Below are 19,290 nucleotides of genomic sequence, written 5' to 3' on the forward strand. Positions count from 1 at the left end.
GTGCGCTTGATGTATATCAATAAGCTCCAAAAGCGCCGCGCTAAGGTAGGCACAGATACCGCAATTTTTGAGGCAAGCATGAGCAAGCACAGTGTCGTTATTATTGGCAACGGCATGGTCGGCCACCGCTTTATAGAAGAACTTATCGACAAAGATGAATCTAATCAGTTTGCGATAACCGTTTTCTGTGAAGAACCTCGCGTCGCCTATGACCGCGTCCACCTTTCCGCCTATTTTTCCCATCACACCGCCGAAGAACTTTCACTGGTTCGCGAAGGGTATTACGAAAAGCATCAGGTAAAGCTGCTGCTCGGCGAACGTGCTATCACCATTAACCGTGACGAAAAACTGATTCACTCGAATAACGGTCGCGCGGTGCATTACGACACGCTGATTTTTGCCACCGGCTCTTATCCGTGGATTCCGCCGATTACCGGCGCGGAAGGCAGTGATTGCTATGTCTATCGCACCATTGAAGATCTCAACGCCATTGAAGCCTGTTCACGCCGCAGCAAACGCGGCGCGGTAATTGGCGGCGGCCTGTTGGGACTGGAAGCGGCAGGCGCGCTGAAAAACCTCGGCGTCGAAACCCACGTCATTGAGTTCGCGCCGGTGCTGATGGCAGAACAGCTCGATCCGCAAGGCGGCGAGCAACTGCGTCGTAAGATCGAGCAGATGGGCGTGTGCGTTCACACCGGCAAAAACACCCAGCAGATCGTCCATCACGCGCAAGGCGGTAAAACGCTGGAGTTTGCTGACGGCAGCGCGCTGGATGTCGATTTCATCGTCTTCTCCACCGGCATTCGCCCGCAAGACAAGCTGGCCAAACAGTGCGGCCTGCAGCTGGGCGCGCGCGGCGGTATCGCCATTGACGATCATTGCCAGACCAGCGATGCGGATATCTTCGCCATTGGTGAGTGTGCCGCCTGGCAGAACCGTATTTATGGCTTAGTCGCGCCGGGCTACAAAATGGCGCAGGTCGCCAGCGATCGGCTGGTTGGCCGCGACAACGCGTTTGCCGGAGCAGATATGAGCGCCAAGCTGAAACTGCTGGGCGTTGATGTCGGTGGCATTGGTGATGCGCATGGCCGCACGCCGGGCGCGCGCAGCTTCGTGTGGCTTGATGAGCAGAAAAATATCTATAAGCGCCTGATCGTCAGCGAAGATAACCGCACGCTGCTGGGCGCGGTGCTGGTCGGTGACACCAGCGATTACGGCAATCTGCTGCAGCTGGCGCTGAATAACATCGCGCTACCGGAAAATCCGGCGTTGCTGATCCTGCCTGCGGGCAGCGGCGAGAAACCGGTAATGGGCGCTGATGCACTGCCGGACAGCGCGCAAATCTGCTCCTGCTTCGACGTCAGCAAAGGCGATATCGTCAAAGCGGTGCAAGGCGGTTGCCACACCGTCGCAGCGCTGAAAACCGAAACCCGCGCCGGCACCGGCTGCGGCGGCTGTATTCCGTTGATTACTCAGGTGCTGAACGCTGAATTGAGCCGTCAGGGCATCGAAGTGAACAATCATTTGTGTGCGCACTTCCCCTATTCGCGTCAGGAGCTTTATCACCTGATTCGCGTGGAAGAGATCACATCGTTCGACGCGCTGCTGGCGAAATATGGTCAGGGCTACGGCTGCGAGGTGTGTAAACCGACGGTTGGTTCACTGCTGGCTTCCTGCTGGAACGAATATGTGCTGAAGCCACAGCTCGCACCGCTGCAGGACAGCAACGATCTGTTCCTCGGCAATATTCAAAAAGACGGTACTTACTCGGTGATCCCGCGCTCGGCCGGAGGCGAAATCACGCCGGAAGGATTGATGGCGATTGGCGCCGTGGCGCGCCAGTACAATCTCTACACCAAAATCACTGGCTCGCAGCGTATTGGCCTGTTTGGCGCACAGCGCGACGATCTGCCGGCGATCTGGACGCAGCTGATTGATGCCGGTTTTGAAACCGGACAAGCGTATGCCAAAGCGCTGCGCATGGCGAAAACCTGCGTCGGCAGCGTCTGGTGCCGCTTTGGCGTAGGCGATAGCCTCGGCTTCGGCATTGAGCTGGAGCATCGCTACAAAGGCATTCGTACCCCGCACAAGATGAAGTTTGGCGTCTCCGGCTGCACGCGCGAATGCGCCGAAGCGCAGGGCAAAGACGTGGGTATCATCGCCACCGAGAAAGGCTGGAACCTGTATGTGTGCGGCAATGGCGGCATGAAGCCACGTCACGCCGATTTGCTGGCTGCCGATCTTGATCGCGATACGCTGCTGCACTATCTCGACCGCTTCATGATGTTCTACATCCGCACCGGCGATCGCCTGCAGCGCACCTCGCTGTGGCTGGAAAGCATGGAAGGCGGCATTGACTATCTACGCAGCGTGATTATCGATGACAAACTCGGCCTGAATTCACAGCTGGAAACGGAGCTGACGCGTCTGCGCGCGGCGGTGGAATGTGAGTGGGCCGCAACGCTGCAGGATCCGCAGCAGCAGCGCCACTTCCGCACCTTTATCAACAGCGATCGGCGCGATCCGCTGGTGCAGCATATCAACCAACGCGATCAGCATCGTCCGGCGCAACCCGCCGAGCGCATTGCGGTGACTCTGATTGAGGAGATCGACGCATGAGCCAGTGGCATTCGGTGTGTGAACTCAGCCAAATTTTACCTGCGACCGGCGTATGCGCGCTGATCAACGGCCAACAGATTGCCCTCTTCCGTCCGCACGACGATGAGCAACTCTACGCCTTGAGCAATATCGATCCTTTCGCCCAGGCCAGCGTGTTGTCACGCGGTCTGATTGCGGAGCACCAGCAGGCGCTGTGGGTGGCAAGTCCACTGAAGAAACAGCGCTTCCGCCTGAGCGATGGCTTGTGTCTGGAAGACGAAGCGTGCTCGGTGGCGAGCTATCCGGTGCGCGTTCGCGATGGCAAGGTCGAGATCTGCGCCTGACAGCATTCCTTCACTTTATGAGACGTCACTATGTTTACTGACACCCTGAATAAATGCGCCGCCAACGCGGCGCGCATTGTGCGTACGGCGCAGCACAGCCCGCTGGCCTTCTGGATCAGCTCGGCGATGGCGGGCGCTTACGTTGGCCTGGCGATTATCCTGATCTTCACGCTCGGCAATCTGGTCGATCCGGCTTATCGTCCGCTGCTGATGGGCGCGACTTTCGGTATCGCTTTAACGCTGGTGATCATCGCTGGTTCCGAGTTGTTCACCGGCCACACCATGTTCCTGACCATCGGCGTCAAAGCCGGCAGCATCAAGCAAGGCCAGATGTGGTGCGTGCTGCCGCAAACCTGGCTGGGTAATCTTGTCGGTTCAGTATTCGTCGCGCTGACTTATTACTATGCGGCGGGTCCGCTGCTGCCAAATGCCGGATCGCTGCTGCACAGCGCGGCGCTGGCAAAAACCACGCAGCCAGCCATGGCGCTGTTCTTTAAAGGCGCGCTCTGTAACTGGCTGGTCTGCCTGGCGATTTGGATGGCGGTGCGTACCGAAGGCACGGCGAAGTTCATCGCCATCTGGTGGTGTTTGCTGGCGTTTATCGCTTCCGGCTACGAACACTCGATTGCCAACATGACGGTCTTTGCGCTGTCGTGGTTTGGTCAGCATAATGCCGACTTCACGCTAAGCGGCATCGGCCACAACCTGCTGTGGGTGACGCTGGGCAATATGTTCTCCGGCATGGTACTGATGGGCCTCGGTTACTGGTACGCCACACCTCAGGCGCAGCGCCCGCAGGCCGAAGCGCAAGCCGCGCCGCTCAAAACGGCATAACACTTTTTTCAGCCCGCCTTGCGCGGGCTTTTTTCAGGATGAGCTATGGACTACTTTCCGCTGTTTTGCCGCCTGCAAGGCAAGCGCTGTTTGCTGGTGGGCGGTGGCGATGTAGCAGAACGCAAAGCGCGTTTACTGCTGGACGCCGGTGCCAATTTGCAGGTTGGCGCGCTGGATTTCTCCCCCGCTTTTCAGCAGTGGGCACAACAGGGAAAGTTGACCTTACTACCCGGCGCGTTTGACGAGCGCTGGCTTGAGGATTGTTGGCTGGTGATTGCCGCCACCGATGATGATGCGGTGAATCAGCAGGTTGGCGATGCGGCTGAGCGGCGGCGCATCTTTTGTAACCTGGTGGATGCGCCGCAGGAAGCCAGCGCGATTATGCCGTCAATTATCGATCGTTCGCCGCTGATGATCGCCGTGTCATCTGGCGGTCGCGCGCCGGTGCTGGCGCGTTTGCTGCGTGAAAAACTTGAAGCGATGCTGCCACAACATCTGGGTGAGTTAGCGTCCTTAGCCGGATCGTTGCGCAATCGTGTGAAGCGTAGCTTTAACAGCATGGCGCAGCGGCGCGCTTTCTGGGAGCGCTTCTTCGTGAGCGATCGTCTGGCGCAAACCCTGGCGAATGGTGATCGACCACGCGCCGAGCACATCGTCGAGACCTTATTCGATGCGCCGCTATCGCAGCAAGGCGAAGTGGTGCTAGTGGGCGCCGGGCCGGGCGATGCGGGGCTGCTGACGCTGAAAGGCTTGCAGCATATCCAGCAGGCCGATGTGGTGGTGTATGACCGCCTGGTCTCGGCGCCGATTCTCAATCTGGTCCGCCGCGATGCGGAGCGCATCTTTGTCGGCAAACAAGCCGGCAGTCACTGCGTACCGCAATCGCAGATCAACCAGGTTTTACTTGAGCAGGCGCAGAGCGGCAAGCGCGTGGTGCGACTAAAAGGTGGCGATCCCTTTATCTTCGGCCGCGGCGGTGAAGAGCTGGAACTGCTGGCGCAGCACAACATCCCGTTTAGCGTGGTGCCGGGCATCACCGCCGCCTCGGGCTGTTCTGCTTACAGCGGTATTCCGCTGACGCATCGCGACCACGCGCAGAGCGTACGTTTCGTCACCGGCCATTTGCAGCAGCATGGCGAAATCGAGTGGCGCAAGCTGGCGGCTGAACAGCAAACGCTGGTGTTCTATATGGGGCTGGCGCAGGCGCCGGAAATTCAGCAGCAGCTGTTGCAACACGGCATGGATGCTGCGATGCCGGTGGCGATCGTGCAGAACGGCACCACGCCGCAGCAGCGCGTTGAGACCGCAACGCTGGCGGAACTGGCCACGCTGGCGCAGCAGTTTGCCAGTCCGGCTCTGATTATTGTTGGTCGCGTGGTGGAACTGCGTTCTCAGTTACGCTGGTTCTGACACGGCAAAAAACTGTACAGCGCTGCGCTTTGTCGCCAGACTATGGGCCATCTTTCTTGTCAATAAGGAGTTTCCATGCGCGTTGCTTCACGGGTTTGCGCGTTGTTATTGCCGTTAAGCGCGGTTGCTACCGCCGCACCGGTTACCTGGTCGAACGTGGTGGGTGAATGGCAGGTGGTGGCGGTAACGCCTAAGAAGGAAGTCGGTCAGCTGTATATCAAGAATGATCCACAGTTTATGGGCGCGCGCGTGGCGTTTAAGCTGAATGCGATCACCTGGACGCGCGGCACTGCTGAGCGCAGCATCAATCCTTCCGTCGATAACTGCAACGCTAAACCGCGCCTGAGCGCCGCCAATGGCGCGGGGCAGGATCGTGATTTCACCTTCCGCTACGGCTTCAATGTGAGTTGTGGCAACCAGGCGTGGGGACCTGCGCCGGGCGCGGTGATCAGCGTGCTGGCTGACGGTAATGCCCGCCTGTTCTGGGATGGCGCGGAACTGGCGTTACATCGCATCAAATAAAAAACGGCGGGTCAAATGACCCGCCGTTCTGTTCTATTCCGCACACCGCTTACGGCTGTGCGACAAAACCTACCGCTTCATACACTTTCTTCAGCGTTTCCTGCGCATGAGCGCGGGCTTTTGCTGCGCCATCGCGCATCACCTGATTCAGCAACTCTTCATCGTTACGGAAACGATGATAGCGCTCCTGCAGCTCGGTCAACATGCCGGAAACCGCTTCAGCCACTTCACCTTTCAGATGGCCGTACATTTTGCCTTCGAACTCTTGCTCCAGCTGCGCAATGGTTTTACCGGTCACGCCCGCAAGAATATCCAGCAGGTTTGATACACCGGCTTTCTCTTTGACGTCGTAGCGCACCACTGGCGGCTCGGCGGAGTCGGTCACCGCACGTTTGATCTTCTTCACCACCGCTTTGGTGTCTTCCAGCAGACCAATCACGTTGTTACGGTTGTCGTCTGACTTGGACATTTTTTTGGTCGGCTCAAGCAGCGACATCACGCGTGCACCCGATTTCGGAATGAACGGTTCAGGCACTTTGAACACATCGCCGTATAGCGCATTGAAACGCTGGGCGATATCGCGGCTCAGCTCCAGATGCTGCTTCTGATCTTCGCCAACCGGCACCTGATTGGTCTGATAGAGCAGGATATCGGCCGCCATCAGCACCGGATAATCAAACAGGCCTGCGGTGATGTTTTCCGAGTAGCGCGCGGATTTATCTTTGAACTGCGTCATGCGGCTCAGCTCGCCAAAATAGGCGTAGCAGTTCAGCACCCAGCTCAGCTGCGCATGCTCTGGCACGTGTGACTGAACAAAGATGGTGCTCTTCGCCGGGTCGATGCCGCAAGCAAGATAGAGCGCTAAGGTATCCAGCGTGGCTTTACGCAGCGCGGTTGGATCCTGACGTACGGTGATGGCGTGCAGATCGACGATGCAGTAAATGCAGTGAAAATCATCCTGCATCTGCACCCACTGACGCAGCGCACCCATATAGTTGCCAATGGTCAGTTCACCGGAAGGCTGGGCGCCGCTGAAAACGATGGGTTTGCTCATGTTATGTCCTGATAATCACAGCCCGATAGCGGGCAAAAGTTCGTCAAAAGAGTCGAGAGTTAAATCGGGTTGGCTGGTAGCAATCGGCTCGCCGTAGTTGTAGCCGAATGTCATACCGATGTTCGGTACGCCTGCCGCCTGGGCCGCGAGAATATCATTGCGAGAATCGCCGACAAACAGCAATTGTCCCGGAAGCACGCCAAAATGGCCAAGGACGAGGAAAATGGCCGCCGGATGGGGCTTTTTCACAATTACGTCGTCACCGCCGATAATCTGCGTGAAGTACTCAGCAATCCCGAGCGACTTCAGCAGCGGCGCCACAAATGGCGTTGGCTTGTTGGTGACGATCGCCAATGGCAGGCCTTTCGCCTGCAAGGCCGCCAGCGTCTCTACTACCTGCGGGAACAGCGTACTGCCCGCTTCTACCGTTTGCGCGTAATATTTGTCAAACAGCGCACGCGCATCGCGTTGCTCTTCGGCATGCGGCTCGCGTCCCAGCGCCCAGGTCAGCGCGCGGGTTATCATCACGTCAGCGCCGTTACCAATCCAGGTAGAAGCCAATGCCAAACCCGGCGGCGGCAGCTGCAGATCGCTCAGCGCATGATCGATGGCTTGTGCCAGGCCCGGCGCGCTATCGACCAGCGTACCGTCGAGGTCAAACGCCAGCGCGCGGATATCAGTGAAATGAGCCATTAACTTTCTCCAGTTCGCCACGCATCTCATCGATCACTTTTTTGTAATCCGGATGACCGAAGATCGCGGAACCGGCAACAAACATATCGGCACCGGCGGCAGCAATCTGGCCGATGTTATCGATTTTCACGCCGCCATCCACTTCCAGACGAATGTTGTAGCCACTCTCATCAATCAGGCGACGCGCCTGACGCAGTTTGTCGAGCGTACCGGGAATGAAGGATTGACCGCCAAAGCCTGGGTTCACTGACATCAGCAGAATGATGTCCAGCTTATCCATTACATAATCGAGGTAGTGGAGCGGCGTCGCAGGGTTGAACACCAGACCGGCTTTGCAACCATGCTCTTTGATCAGCTGCAGCGTGCGATCAACATGCTCGCTGGCTTCCGGGTGGAAAGTGATGAAGGTGGCGCCCGCTTTAGCGAATTCCGGGATCAATGCATCCACAGGTTTAACCATCAGATGCACATCAATAGGTGCAGTGATGCCGTAATCGCGCAGCGCTTTAAGCACCATCGGCCCCATCGTCAGATTGGGAACGTAGTGGTTATCCATCACATCGAAATGGACCACATCACCACCTGCCGCCAGCGCTTTGGCCGTGTCTTCACCCAAACGCGCGAAGTCAGCAGCCAGAATTGATGGGGCCAGTAAAAATTGTTTCATCCGATTCTCCCAATTTTGTGCGCCAGCCTGAGCTGGCGTAATGCCTTGGTCGCGGACGAAACAGGCTAGCGGAAAAGCGCTAGCAGTTCGTCGACTTGCGTGCGACCACTTATGCTTCGGCTGATGGAACGCCGGGCTTTGACTATGTGTAAATCCGCATTCTGATACCACTCACGCGTGAGTACCGTATCGTGGTTAGAAATCAGTACCGGGATGCGATTTTGCTGCGAAAGCTTATTGGCTAACTCAGCCAGATGCTGCTGCTCGCGCAGACTAAAACTGTTGGTGTGGTAAGCGGTAAAATTTGCTGTCGCCGAAAGCGGGGCATACGGCGGATCGCAATAAACCACTGAGCCTTCAACGGCGTTGTTCAGAGTAACATCGTACGATTCACAGACAAAGGTCGCTTTTTGCGCCCGTTCGGCAAACCAGAGCAGCTCCGCTTCCGGGAAGTACGGCTTGCGATACCGGCCAAAAGGCACGTTAAACTCACCGCGCAAATTGTAGCGGCACAGACCGTTATAACCGTGTCGATTGAGATACAGAAACAGCACCGCGCGCTGATATTCATCTTTGCTCGCATTAAAGGCGATGCGCTGCGCGTAGTAGGTTTCTGCCGTGTTGCCTTCGGCGTTGAAAAGCTGTCGCGCGTCTTCAATGAAAGCCGCGGTACGCGTTTTGACGATGTTATACAGATTGATGAGATCACCGTTGATGTCCGCCAGGTGATAGCGGTCATAGTCGGTGTTGAGGAACACGGAACCGGCGCCGACAAAGGGTTCGATTAGACAATCACCTTGTGGCAAATGACGACGGATGTCATCGAGGAGCGGGTATTTCCCTCCGGCCCATTTCAGGAAAGCGCGATTTTTTTTCATGCTGTCGTGGTTATTACATCTTAATTATTGGCTGTGGTGGAACCGACAGCAGCTCTGCGCTTTAAACGGGGCCGCATTTTTGCGGCCCCACATCTCATTACTGGCTTTCTTTCTTCACCTGGCTAAGCGGTTTTACCCACGGATTGGCCGCACGCACTTCCGCTGGCAGCGATGCCACGGCGCGTTTCGCATCGGCTGGCGTGGCGTAAGCGCCGCTCACCAACACATACCAAGGTTCGCCGTTACGCGTGGTTTTATACACGTGATAACCACTCAGGTTCTGTTTTCTCGCCCAGGCGTTCAGGCTCTCTTCTTTCGACGCACCGCTCAACTGCAGCGTGTAGTTCCCGCCCGACGGCAACGATTTGCTGGCACCGCTCGCACTGGCAGGCGCGGGATTACGCGTCGCGGTGGTGCGGGTGTTGTTCTCTTTCACAGCTGCTGGTTTAGTGGCGGTCGGTGTTTTATGCGGCGTCGACGCGTGCGTCTCGCGTGTACCGTTGTTGCTGGTGCGCGCGGGGGTTTCTGAACGCATGGCTGGCGGCGTGATCGCTTTACCGTTGCCGCTGACTGTGGCCGGCGCGGTTGGCAGCGAGCTATTACCCTGCGCGCCTTGTGCTGCGGCATCGACAGAACCTTGCTGATTGTTCAGCGCACTATTGAGATCGCCAGGCAGCGTGACACGTTGTTGATTAGCTGGCGTATCCACAGGCGCAGCTTGCGTCGGCGTCGAGGAGACTGATGGCATCGAGATGGCTTGACCATCGCTGCCCGCTGGTGCAGTTGTGCCCGCGGTGTTTTGCGCTACGCTGCCTTCAGCAGAAGGCGTGGCGTTTTGCTGGCCGCTCATGGACGTCGATCCCGAAAGGTCGATGTTCTTTTCGCTGCCACCGGCAGAAGGTGCCGCGCCATTATTTGCGGTATTGGTTGCGGGTTTCTTCTCGTCTGGGCCGGTTAATGCTGAACCAATCCCCAGCACCACCAACAGCAGAACCAAAATACCAATGCCCATCATCATATGTTGACGCGAAACCGGTACTTTCACTTTCGGCGCAGAAGACGATTTGCGTGGCCGCGTCGGACGGCGGTCACTGGCGTCAGGTTTTAACTCGTCTTCCGGTTTGAACTCATCCATTTAGCCTCCTCCGTAAAACGACGCGCTTCCCACACGCCGCATCACCACTCATCACTTCTAATAATCAGGGTTTCTGGCAATCGTTGATTGCTGCCAGCACCATATCATGTGCCACACCGCCACGCACTTCAGAGCGGCCAATAGCGAGAGGCAGCACCAGACGCAGCTCGCCCGCCAGCACTTTCTTATCGCGCATCATGTGTGGCAAATAATCTTCCGCCGCCATGCTCGCCGGGCCATGTACAGGCAAACCAGCACGCAACAGCAGCGCGATAATGCGATCGGTTTCAACCGAGGTGAACTGCCCTAAACGTTCAGCGGTACGTGCGGCCATCACCATGCCAGCCGACACCGCTTCGCCGTGCAGCCAGTTGCCGTAGCCCATGTGCGCTTCAATCGCATGACCAAAAGTATGGCCCAGATTGAGCAGTGCACGTACGCCGGTTTCGCGCTCATCAGCCGCAACCACTTCGGCTTTAAGCTCGCAGCAACGACGGATGCAGTAAGCCAGGGCTTTTTCATCCAGCGCCAGCAGAGCATCAAGATTTTGCTCTAGCCACTGGAAGAATTCGCCATCAAGGATAATGCCGTATTTGATCACTTCCGCCAGACCGGACGCTAATTCGCGCGGTGGCAGAGTGGCCAGGCAATGAGTATCCACTACGACAGACGCGGGCTGATAAAACGCCCCAATCATGTTTTTGCCGAGTGGATGGTTTACCGCGGTTTTTCCACCGACGGAGGAGTCAACCTGAGACAACAACGTGGTCGGCACCTGAATAAAGCGCACGCCACGCTGATAGCTAGCTGCAGCAAATCCGGTCAAGTCACCAATCACGCCACCACCGAGTGCAATCAACGTGGTATCACGACCGTGCGGCTTTTTCAGCAGCGCGGTGAACACCTCGTCCATGACCGCCAGGGTTTTGTACTGCTCACCATCAGGCAAAATGACCTGATCTACCTTAATGCCGGCATTGCTGAGCAGCGCTGACAGGGGTTCAAGGTAGATCGGCGCCAGGGTCTGGTTTGTCACCAGCATGGCATTGTCGCCTGCTTTGAGCGGCCAAAAAGAAGCCGGATCGTTAAACAGTCCGGCAGCGATGGTGATGGGGTAACTGCGATCCCCGAGTGAGACAGTGATCTTCTCCATGATGACCGATACCTATTGCTGAGCCCTCAGGGCGCTGGATTAGTTCTTTTCCAGCATGTTGATGATCTGATTGGCCACCACTTTTGCACTCTGATCGTCAGTGCGAATAGTGACATCAGCGATCTCTTCATAAAGCGGATTACGTTCACCAGCTAGCGCTTCCAGTACTTCGCGCGGCGGTGATTCAACCTGCAACAGCGGACGCTTTTTATCACGCTGGGTTCGTGCAAGTTGCTTTTCGATGGTGGTTTCAAGGTATACGACCACACCGCGGGCGGAGAGACGATTACGGGTCTCGCGGGATTTGACTGAGCCGCCACCGGTCGCGAGGACAATGCCTTGCTTCTCGGTCAGCTCATTAATGATCTTTTCTTCACGATCGCGGAAGCCTTCTTCGCCTTCCACATCAAATACCCAGCCTACATCCGCTCCGGTGCGTCGCTCAATTTCCTGATCGGAATCGAAAAATTCCATATTGAGTTGCTGAGCCAACTGACGACCAATAGTGCTTTTGCCGGCACCCATCGGCCCAACCAGAAAGATATTGCGTTTCTCTGCCATTTTATCGGTATTACTAAGAATTCGTTGATGATACCCCGCGTTCAGCATAGCTGGCGGGACAGGAACTGAGACCTCATGAGCGTTAACAAGAGTCAGACGGAAAATTATCTCAACACTCATGGCCGTTTGGCAACCGAATAAATTGCCCCCGGCGACCTCTTAACAGGACCGGTCTGTGGTTCGCGAGACGGTAACGCACCTCCGCTGATCCGCTATATTTCGTGCTACAGGCACGCTGGCCGGGGTCATCCACTGTCACCGCTTACCGATGTAAGCACAGTGCATTCACTCATTTAACGTCTTACTGGAGCTCGAATTATTTTGGCGATATTTCTTTTGACGTCAGTATCGCTTGTGACCAACGTCATTCGGAAGGTTATTCTGCCGCGTTCCGTTACACCGTTTTGAAAATCGCTAAACCTTGTAAGCTAATTCCAGCCCTGCGTCAACGCAGTTGGCCTCACAGAACGAATTTTCCGCTTTATCCGGCAGTAAGCGCTGCTTCCCTGACCAGTCTGGGAGTAATAAAGATCACCAGCTCCTTTTTCTTCTGCTCATCAGTTTGCTGACGGAACAAATTCCCTAATAAAGGCATATCGCCCAGCCAGGGCACGCGTTTTTCGCTCTGCGTGCGCTGCTGCTGGAAAATGCCGCCCAGCGCTAAGGTTTCGCCATCGCGCAGCGTCACCTGAGTCTCAATCTCTTGCTTATCAATACTCAGCACCTGGTTGTCGCCAATGTTTACACTGCGCCCTGGCAAGTTCTGGCTCAGCCGCAGTTTGAGCTGGATGCGGCCATTTCCCAGCACCACCGGCGTCACTTCCATGCCTAAAACCGCTTCCTTAAATTCAATGGCGGTGGCACCGCTGTTGCCCGATTTCACCTCATAAGGGATTTCCGTGCCCTGTTTGATGCTGGCGGTTTGCTGATGCGAGGTAAACAAGCGCGGACTGGCGATGATTTCGATTTGGTTCTCCTGCTCCAGCGCACTCAGTTCCAGGTTGAGCAGTTCGCCGCTGACCTGGCCCAGCGTCACGCCCGCGCGAAACGCCGGATTACTCACTGCAAGAGGAATCTCGAGCAGCGGGTTGCGCAGCGCCTGCGTTACCACTTCTGCCGGTGACGTGCCCCAGTTAACACCTAACTCGCGCAGATGCTCTTCATTGATGGTGACGATATGTGCCGCGAGCTCAACCTGCTCGAGCGGCAAATCCAGCGCTTTTAACCAGCGCTCGGTGTCACGCAATGCCTCAGCCGTATCGCGCAGCAGTAAACTGTTGGTGCGGCTATCGACCGTGACGCTACCGCGCGGCGTCATCAACGAGCGTTCGGCTTGCAGGCTGCGGTAAATATCGCTGGCGCTGGCGTAATGCAGCGTCACGGTTTGTTGTTCCAGCGGCGTTTGCTGCTTCTCCTCCTCACGCTCCACCTTTTCCTGTTGCGCCTGCTGCTGCTGCCAGCTTTCCGGATAGACCAGCAAAACGCCCTCTTCCTGCACCACGGTGAGTTTTGCCAGCTGCGTCACCAGCGCGAGCGCGTGATCCCAGCCGACATTGTCTAATCGCAGCGACAGCCGACCTTCAACGCCCGGCGCAATCAGCAGGTTGGTCTGCTGATAATCTGCCAGCGCCTGCAAAATGCGTTCAACCGGCGCATCATCAAACGTCAGACTTAATCGGTCGTCGTTAGCGCGCAGCGGCATGCTCAGACACAGCAGCATCAGTAACGTCATCCATTTCATAAAAACCTCCTTTTATTACCCATGTGATTTGCTGTGGCGTGCAGCTTTGTGCTGCGCTCAACACCAGCATGCGCGACGTAAGCTGCACGACTTGCCAGGGCGGCTGGGGAAAAGGCGCTTGATTATCCAGCCGATGGCTTTTGCCTTGAGGTGACACCAGCCACGCCACGTAGTGCGGCGCCGTGCCAATAATGCCCTGTAAGCGCCAGCCTTCTGGCGCAGCAACCTTCGTCTGACACAGCGTTGCTGCCAGCGGCTGGAAAGGATCGCGCGCCAGTGCCAGCGAGCTGCAGAGTAACAACAGCAAGGCGCTACTCCGCATCGTCACTCTCCAGCCACAGTTGCGTGTTCAATACGCCTTGCTCGGCTTGCAGCTGAAAGCGTTGTGGCACCGGTAATCGGGTGCTGGCTAGTTCACTAAACAGCGGCAGAAATTGCGGCCAGGCAAGCCTTAATTGCAGTTGCTGCGGCTGGCTATCCGGATGCCAGGCTTCCAGCTGATTGCCGCGCGCTGCCACGATTCGCTCCAGCGTTTGCTGAGTGCCGGCATCCTTCGTGGGTTGCTGCAGCAGGCTAATTTCGCTCTGCAACACATCAATCGCCGGAAGTGAAGCCAGCTGTTGCAACCGCTGTTGCTGCTGTTGACGCATCTGTTCCAGCTGCCGCGCTTGCGCTTCACGCATCTGCTGCTGCGGCCGAAGCAGCACGATCCACGTCAGCGCAAACAGCCCCAACGATAACGTCAAAAGTCCCAGCATGCGCAGCGGCAGCGTGAGCATCAGCCAGCGCTGCAGGAGTTCATTCATCGGCTACCTCCTGCACACGCGCATGCAAAGCAAAACGATAGTCGCCGCCCGCTTCGCGCTTCACACCGCCCTGCTTTACGCTGCTGAACAGCGGCTGAGTCATGAGCTGATGACGAAAATCACTGACCGCCGCCATGCTCTGCGCCCGCCCTTCCAGCACCAGTTGCCCTTGCCGACGTTCAAGGCGATTGAGCCACAAGGTGTCTGGCATTAACTCCGGCAGTTGCTGCCAAAAATGCTGCCAGCGCTGATGCTGATCTTGCCGTTGCAGCTGTGCCAGCTGCGCCTGAAGAAGTGATTCACGCAGCTTCAACAGCGATTGCTGCTGTTCCAGCTGTAGCTGCAGCGCGCTGAGGAGAGAAGTAATATCCATCAGCGCATCCGTTTGTTGCTGCCGTGCAATGACGCCGCGCCACCACAGCAATGAGAGGATCAGCAAGGTGCAGGCCAGCGTGAGCGACAGCAGCGAGAGACTCTGCTGGCGCCGCCGCTGCGATTGCTGGATGCGCCAGGGAAGCAGGTTGACCGCCAGCATCAGATATCCTCCGGGCGCAGCGCCAGCCCAAGCGCGATGGCGAAAATACCTTCCTGTGCAGGCAACGGCGGTTGCAGATAGTGCAGCAGCGAAAACGGCTTGCAGCGTCTAACCTGCTCCTCAGGCAAAACCTGAGTTGAGGTGCAGAACACGCTTTCCATCTGCGGGAAGGTTTCGCGCAGCTGTGCGAGGGTGAGAGGTTCGGTGGCCGCGCCTGATGTAGTGCTTTCCCCCACCAGCGTCCATAGCCAATGATCGCTAAGCGGATGAATCAATAAGTGGTTGTGGCGTAACGGCAGGCGCATGGCGATCTGCGTCAGCGCCAGGCTACTCAGTTCGAATACGTCCGGTCGCAGACCTGCCTGCTTGAGCGGCGTCAGCCATTGCGTAATCACCTCGCGCCGTGCCGCGGTAACGTAAAGCGGTGCATCCTTGCCCGGTGAGCGATAATCCAGCGACAGCGAAGCGGGTTCGACGGGAAACAGACGCTGCGCAGAAGCCGCCACATAGCGCCCCAGCGCGGGTTCACGCAGCGAGGTTTCCGGCAGCTGCAAAGTGCGTTGCAATACCAACTGCGGCGGCAGGCCAACGCGCAGTGAATAGCGCTTCGGCAGATGGCGCTGCCAGCGCCCTAACATATCCAGTAACGCAGGCGTGGTTTGCAGCACGCCGTTTCTTAACGTATCTTGCGGCAGCGTTTGTTGCCACCAGTGTCGCAACTGCCAACCATGACGTCGGCGTTCGATGCCAAGGGCACACAGTTGTCCGTTTTGGATATCCAGTCCAATTTGCCAGCGCTGAAAAGCCATACGCGCGATCTCCTTATCATTAAAAGGTCAGAGTGCTGATACCCCGGCAACTTCAAGCCTGGCAGGTATATGAATGCGTCAGGCTTGTCTTTATACTACCGCGCGGTTGCTTATAAACTGCTCAAACGACAACAGATGGGAATTCTCAGGTGAAGTTCGTAAAGTATTTATTGATCCTTGCAGTGTGTTGCATTTTGCTGGGAGCCGGCACGGTTTATGGTTTGTACAAATACATAGAGCCGCAGCTGCCTGATGTGAACACATTGAAAGATGTGCGCCTGCAAACTCCTATGCAGGTTTACAGCGCGGATGGCGATCTAATCGCCCAGTACGGCGAGAAGCGCCGTGTCCCGCTGACCCTACAACAGATGCCGCCTGAGTTAATCAAAGCGTTTATTGCCACCGAAGATAGCCGTTTCTACGAGCATCACGGTGTCGATCCGGTGGGGATTTTCCGTGCAGCCAGCATTGCGCTGATGTCCGGTCACGCCTCGCAGGGTGCCAGTACCATTACTCAACAGCTGGCGCGTAACTTCTTCCTCAGCCCGGAACGCACCTTGATGCGTAAGATCAAGGAAGCGTTCCTCGCGATCCGTATCGAACAGCTGCTGAGCAAAGATGAAATCCTTGAGCTCTATCTCAACAAGATTTATCTCGGCTATCGCGCGTACGGCGTGGGCGCGGCGGCGCAGGTCTACTTTGGTAAACCTATTGATCAACTGTCGCTGAGTGAAATGGCGATGATTGCTGGGTTGCCAAAAGCACCTTCGACGTTCAACCCGCTCTATTCTCATACGCGTGCGCTGGCGCGTCGTAATGTGGTGCTGGCGCGTATGCTGGATCAAAACTACATCACGCAGCAGCAATATAACGAAGCGCGTAACTCGCCGCTGACGGCCAGCTATCACGGCCCGGAAATCGCCTTCTCTGCACCTTACTTAAGTGAAATGGTGCGTCAGGAGATGGTGAAGCGTTATGGCGATAAAGCCTATGAAGATGGTTACAAGGTCTACACCACCGTCACCCGCCATCTGCAGGAAGCCGCACAGCAGGCGGTGCGTAACAATGTGATGGCGTATGACATGCGCCACGGCTATCGCGGTCCAACCAATGTGCTGTGGAAAGTGGGCGAAGCGAGCTGGGATCAAACCCGCATCCAGAATGCGCTGAAAAATCTGCCAACTTACGGACCGCTGAATGCTGCGGTGATCACCAGCGCCAGCGCCGATCACGCCACGGCGATGCTGAAAGATGGCAGCAGCGTTACGCTGAATATGGCCGGCGTACGCTGGGCACGCGCTTACAAATCTGACACGCTGCAAGGCCCAACGCCGCGCAGCGTGACGCAGGTGCTGCAAACCGGCCAGCAGATTTGGGTGCGTAAAGTGAATGACGACTGGTGGCTCGGCCAGGTTCCGGCGGTGAACTCGGCGCTGGTGTCACTCAATCCAGAAGATGGTGCGGTTCGCGCGCTGGTCGGCGGTTTCGACTTCAACCAGAGCATGTTCAACCGCGCAACCCAGGCGCTGCGTCAGGTGGGTTCCAACATCAAACCCTTCCTGTATACCGCAGCGATGGATCGCGGTTTAACGCTGGCATCGATTCTCAACGACGTGCCGATTTCGCGCTGGGATGCCGGTGCGGGTGCTGACTGGCGTCCGAAGAACTCACCGCCAACGTATGCAGGTCCAATCCGTTTGCGTCAGGGCTTAGGCGAGTCGAAAAACGTGGTGATGGTACGTGCGATGCGTGCGATGGGCGTTGATTACGCGGCGGAATATCTGCAGCGTTTCGGCTTCCCGGCGCAGAACATCGTGCATACCGAATCGTTAGCCTTAGGTGCGGCGTCCTTTACCCCAATGCAGGTGGTACGCGGCTACGCGGTGATGGCAAACGGCGGCTTCCTGGTTGATCCGTACTTCATCGCGAAGATTGAGAATGAACAAGGCGGCGTGATCTTCGAAGAGAAACCGAAGATTGCCTGTCCGCAGTGCAACCTGCCGGTGATCTATGGCGATACCAAAAAGTCGGTCGCGTTGAATGAAGAGAGCGTCGAGAATGTCGCGACCTCCGATCAATCGCAGAACCAAACCGTGCCGCAACCGGAGCTGGAGCAAGTGCCTGCACAGCCGGGTGGCGAGCAGCAGTATGCTCCGCACGTGATCAACACGCCGCTGTCATTCCTGATCAAGAGCGCGCTGAACACCAACATCTTCGGCGAGCCGGGCTGGATGGGAACGGGCTGGCGTGCCGGTCGTGACCTGAAGCGTAACGATATCGGCGGCAAAACCGGTACCACCAACAGCTCGAAAGATGCGTGGTTCTCTGGTTATGGTCCGGGCGTGGTGACGTCGGTGTGGATTGGTTTCGATGATTCGCGCGCGTTGGGTCGCTCCACCATGTCAGGTGCGATACCGGATCAAATCTCCGGTTACGAAGGCGGCGCGAAGAGTGCACAGCCAGCGTGGGATGACTATATGAAATCCGCGCTGGAAGGCGTGCCGGTACAGCCGCTGACACCGCCAGATGGCGTGGTCACCGTTAACATCGATCGCGGCACCGGCAAGTTGGCTAACGGCGGTAACTCGCGTCAGGAGTACTTCATCAACGGCACCCAGCCGACCGAGTATTCGGTGCATGATGTCGGCACCACCCTCATGGACAACGGCGAAAGCCACGAACTGTTCTGATCAAAAAAGCCGGCAAATGTGCCGGCTTTCTTTTTTTAATGATGATGCAATTTAGTAGCTTAAACGGCCCTGCTTCACCAGCCACTCACGCACCATAAACAGCGCGCTGACGTTACGCGCTTCGCGGAAGTCGGGTTCATCCAGCAGCGCCAGCAGATTATTTAGCGGCCAGCGATGGACAATTAGCGGCTCCGGCTCATCACCTTCCAGCTTCTCTTCGTACAAACCTTCCGCCACCACGATGTTCATCTTGCTGGAGAAATATGAGGGCGCCATGGTCAGCTTGCCCAGCGCTTCCAGTTTGGTGGCACCAAATCCCGCTTCTTCTTTCAGTTCACGATCGGCGGCTTCAAAGGCGCTTTCGCCAGGATCGATTAGCCCTTTAGGAAAGCCCAGTTCATAGCTTTCCAGACCGACGGCATACTCCTGAATCAGGATCACGTCATCGCCAATAATCGGCACAATCATCACCGCTTCACGGTCGGAAGGTTTCATGCGCTCATAAACGCGGCGCGCGCCATTGCTGAAAGCGAGATCGACCGCTTCGATGGTGAACAGGCGGGAGCGGGCCACCGCTGCCACATTGAGGATGTCAGGTTTTTTCATTGGGGTTTTCATATCAGCCTCAAACTTAGCACAACCCTGTGAAACGTGATGACGCCAGCATACCGAAGCCAGAACTATTGTGCGACACGCAGCGTAAGTAAACTATGGTGACACACATTCACTTATGGCTGCTAACAACTTCTTGTTATCTATGCAGTTAAAAATTCACAATAAGTCAACGGTGTTGGGTTAAATTCAGAAAATACCGATATTTAGTTGAGTCATGTCTGGTTAACATCCCGTTAAGGAATGAT

The 19,290-nt window shown here is 56.6% G+C and carries 19 protein-coding genes; 6 read left to right on the plus strand and 13 right to left on the minus strand.

The annotated features are described in order from the left end of the window. Positions 1 to 78 precede the first annotated feature (78 nt). From nirB to FCN45_RS17900, 5 genes are all read left to right on the plus strand, one after another. Positions 79 to 2,619, plus strand: coding sequence for a nitrite reductase large subunit NirB (gene nirB, locus FCN45_RS17880; protein WP_137386651.1), 2,541 nt, complete (start codon positions 79 to 81; stop codon positions 2,617 to 2,619). After that, complete coding sequence (nirD, locus tag FCN45_RS17885) at positions 2,616 to 2,942, plus strand: nitrite reductase small subunit NirD (RefSeq protein WP_137386652.1); 327 nt, start codon at positions 2,616 to 2,618, stop codon at positions 2,940 to 2,942. Before nirB ends, nirD begins: the two co-directional genes overlap by 4 nt. A 30-nt stretch (positions 2,943 to 2,972) precedes the next feature. Then, positions 2,973 to 3,776 carry a nitrite transporter NirC gene (gene nirC / locus FCN45_RS17890; RefSeq protein WP_137386653.1) on the plus strand — a complete coding sequence of 268 codons (804 nt, stop codon included), beginning with the start codon at positions 2,973 to 2,975 and terminating at the stop codon, positions 3,774 to 3,776. Between the two features lie 45 nt (positions 3,777 to 3,821). Next, positions 3,822 to 5,186, plus strand: a complete 1,365-nt coding sequence (gene cysG / locus FCN45_RS17895; RefSeq protein ID WP_137386654.1) for a siroheme synthase CysG — start codon at positions 3,822 to 3,824, stop codon at positions 5,184 to 5,186. Positions 5,187 to 5,261: 75 nt separating this feature from the next. Beyond that, positions 5,262 to 5,708 (plus strand): hypothetical protein, encoded by a 447-nt coding sequence (locus FCN45_RS17900; protein WP_137386655.1) that lies wholly within the window; start codon positions 5,262 to 5,264, stop codon positions 5,706 to 5,708. A 49-nt stretch (positions 5,709 to 5,757) separates the two neighbouring features. Here FCN45_RS17900 and trpS read toward each other — a convergent pair whose 3' ends face one another. The 12 genes from trpS to pilM form a co-directional block, all read right to left on the minus strand. Next, on the minus strand, positions 5,758 to 6,762 hold the full coding sequence (gene trpS / locus FCN45_RS17905) for a tryptophan--tRNA ligase (RefSeq protein WP_101762662.1): 1,005 nt from the start codon (positions 6,760 to 6,762) through the stop codon (positions 5,758 to 5,760). A gap of 15 nt (positions 6,763 to 6,777) precedes the next feature. Continuing rightward, on the minus strand, positions 6,778 to 7,455 hold the full coding sequence (locus tag FCN45_RS17910; RefSeq protein ID WP_137386656.1) for a phosphoglycolate phosphatase: 678 nt from the start codon (positions 7,453 to 7,455) through the stop codon (positions 6,778 to 6,780). Further along, positions 7,439 to 8,122, minus strand: a complete 684-nt coding sequence (gene rpe / locus FCN45_RS17915) for a ribulose-phosphate 3-epimerase (protein WP_101762664.1) — start codon at positions 8,120 to 8,122, stop codon at positions 7,439 to 7,441. The genes FCN45_RS17910 and rpe overlap by 17 nt, the downstream gene beginning before the upstream one ends. 65 nt (positions 8,123 to 8,187) lie before the next feature. After that, positions 8,188 to 9,000 carry an adenine-specific DNA-methyltransferase gene (gene dam, locus FCN45_RS17920; protein WP_101762665.1) on the minus strand — a complete coding sequence of 271 codons (813 nt, stop codon included), beginning with the start codon at positions 8,998 to 9,000 and terminating at the stop codon, positions 8,188 to 8,190. Between the two features lie 97 nt (positions 9,001 to 9,097). Then, complete coding sequence (locus tag FCN45_RS17925; RefSeq protein ID WP_137386657.1) at positions 9,098 to 10,135, minus strand: SPOR domain-containing protein; 1,038 nt, start codon at positions 10,133 to 10,135, stop codon at positions 9,098 to 9,100. 64 nt (positions 10,136 to 10,199) lie between these two features. Continuing rightward, positions 10,200 to 11,288 (minus strand): 3-dehydroquinate synthase, encoded by a 1,089-nt coding sequence (aroB, locus tag FCN45_RS17930; RefSeq protein ID WP_101762667.1) that lies wholly within the window; start codon positions 11,286 to 11,288, stop codon positions 10,200 to 10,202. A 39-nt stretch (positions 11,289 to 11,327) separates the two neighbouring features. Next, positions 11,328 to 11,849 carry a shikimate kinase AroK gene (gene aroK / locus FCN45_RS17935; protein WP_008107887.1) on the minus strand — a complete coding sequence of 174 codons (522 nt, stop codon included), beginning with the start codon at positions 11,847 to 11,849 and terminating at the stop codon, positions 11,328 to 11,330. Between the two features lie 481 nt (positions 11,850 to 12,330). Next, positions 12,331 to 13,590, minus strand: coding sequence for a DNA uptake porin HofQ (gene hofQ, locus FCN45_RS17940; protein ID WP_137386658.1), 1,260 nt, complete (start codon positions 13,588 to 13,590; stop codon positions 12,331 to 12,333). Continuing rightward, on the minus strand, positions 13,535 to 13,912 hold the full coding sequence (locus tag FCN45_RS17945) for a HofP DNA utilization family protein (protein WP_137386659.1): 378 nt from the start codon (positions 13,910 to 13,912) through the stop codon (positions 13,535 to 13,537). The genes hofQ and FCN45_RS17945 overlap by 56 nt, the downstream gene beginning before the upstream one ends. Then, positions 13,902 to 14,396, minus strand: coding sequence for a hypothetical protein (locus FCN45_RS17950; protein WP_137386660.1), 495 nt, complete (start codon positions 14,394 to 14,396; stop codon positions 13,902 to 13,904). Before FCN45_RS17950 ends, FCN45_RS17945 begins: the two co-directional genes overlap by 11 nt. After that, positions 14,389 to 14,931, minus strand: a complete 543-nt coding sequence (locus FCN45_RS17955) for a PilN domain-containing protein (protein ID WP_137386661.1) — start codon at positions 14,929 to 14,931, stop codon at positions 14,389 to 14,391. Before FCN45_RS17955 ends, FCN45_RS17950 begins: the two co-directional genes overlap by 8 nt. Further along, a complete protein-coding gene (gene pilM, locus FCN45_RS17960) occupies positions 14,931 to 15,740 on the minus strand; it encodes a pilus assembly protein PilM (protein ID WP_137386662.1) in 810 nt (269 codons plus the stop codon). Before pilM ends, FCN45_RS17955 begins: the two co-directional genes overlap by 1 nt. A 149-nt stretch (positions 15,741 to 15,889) precedes the next feature. Here pilM and mrcA point away from each other — a divergent pair, with 149 nt between their 5' ends. Continuing rightward, positions 15,890 to 18,430 carry a peptidoglycan glycosyltransferase/peptidoglycan DD-transpeptidase MrcA gene (gene mrcA / locus FCN45_RS17965; protein WP_110867624.1) on the plus strand — a complete coding sequence of 847 codons (2,541 nt, stop codon included), beginning with the start codon at positions 15,890 to 15,892 and terminating at the stop codon, positions 18,428 to 18,430. Positions 18,431 to 18,481: 51 nt separating this feature from the next. On the opposite strand, the gene nudE is transcribed toward mrcA, so the two are convergent. Beyond that, positions 18,482 to 19,048: an ADP compounds hydrolase NudE gene (gene nudE / locus FCN45_RS17970; RefSeq protein WP_101762674.1), complete on the minus strand. Its 567-nt coding sequence runs from the start codon at positions 19,046 to 19,048 to the stop codon at positions 18,482 to 18,484. Positions 19,049 to 19,290: the final 242 nt, after the last annotated feature.

The organism is Pantoea sp. SO10, assembly GCF_005281435.1.
Lineage (GTDB): Bacteria > Pseudomonadota > Gammaproteobacteria > Enterobacterales > Enterobacteriaceae > Pantoea > Pantoea leporis.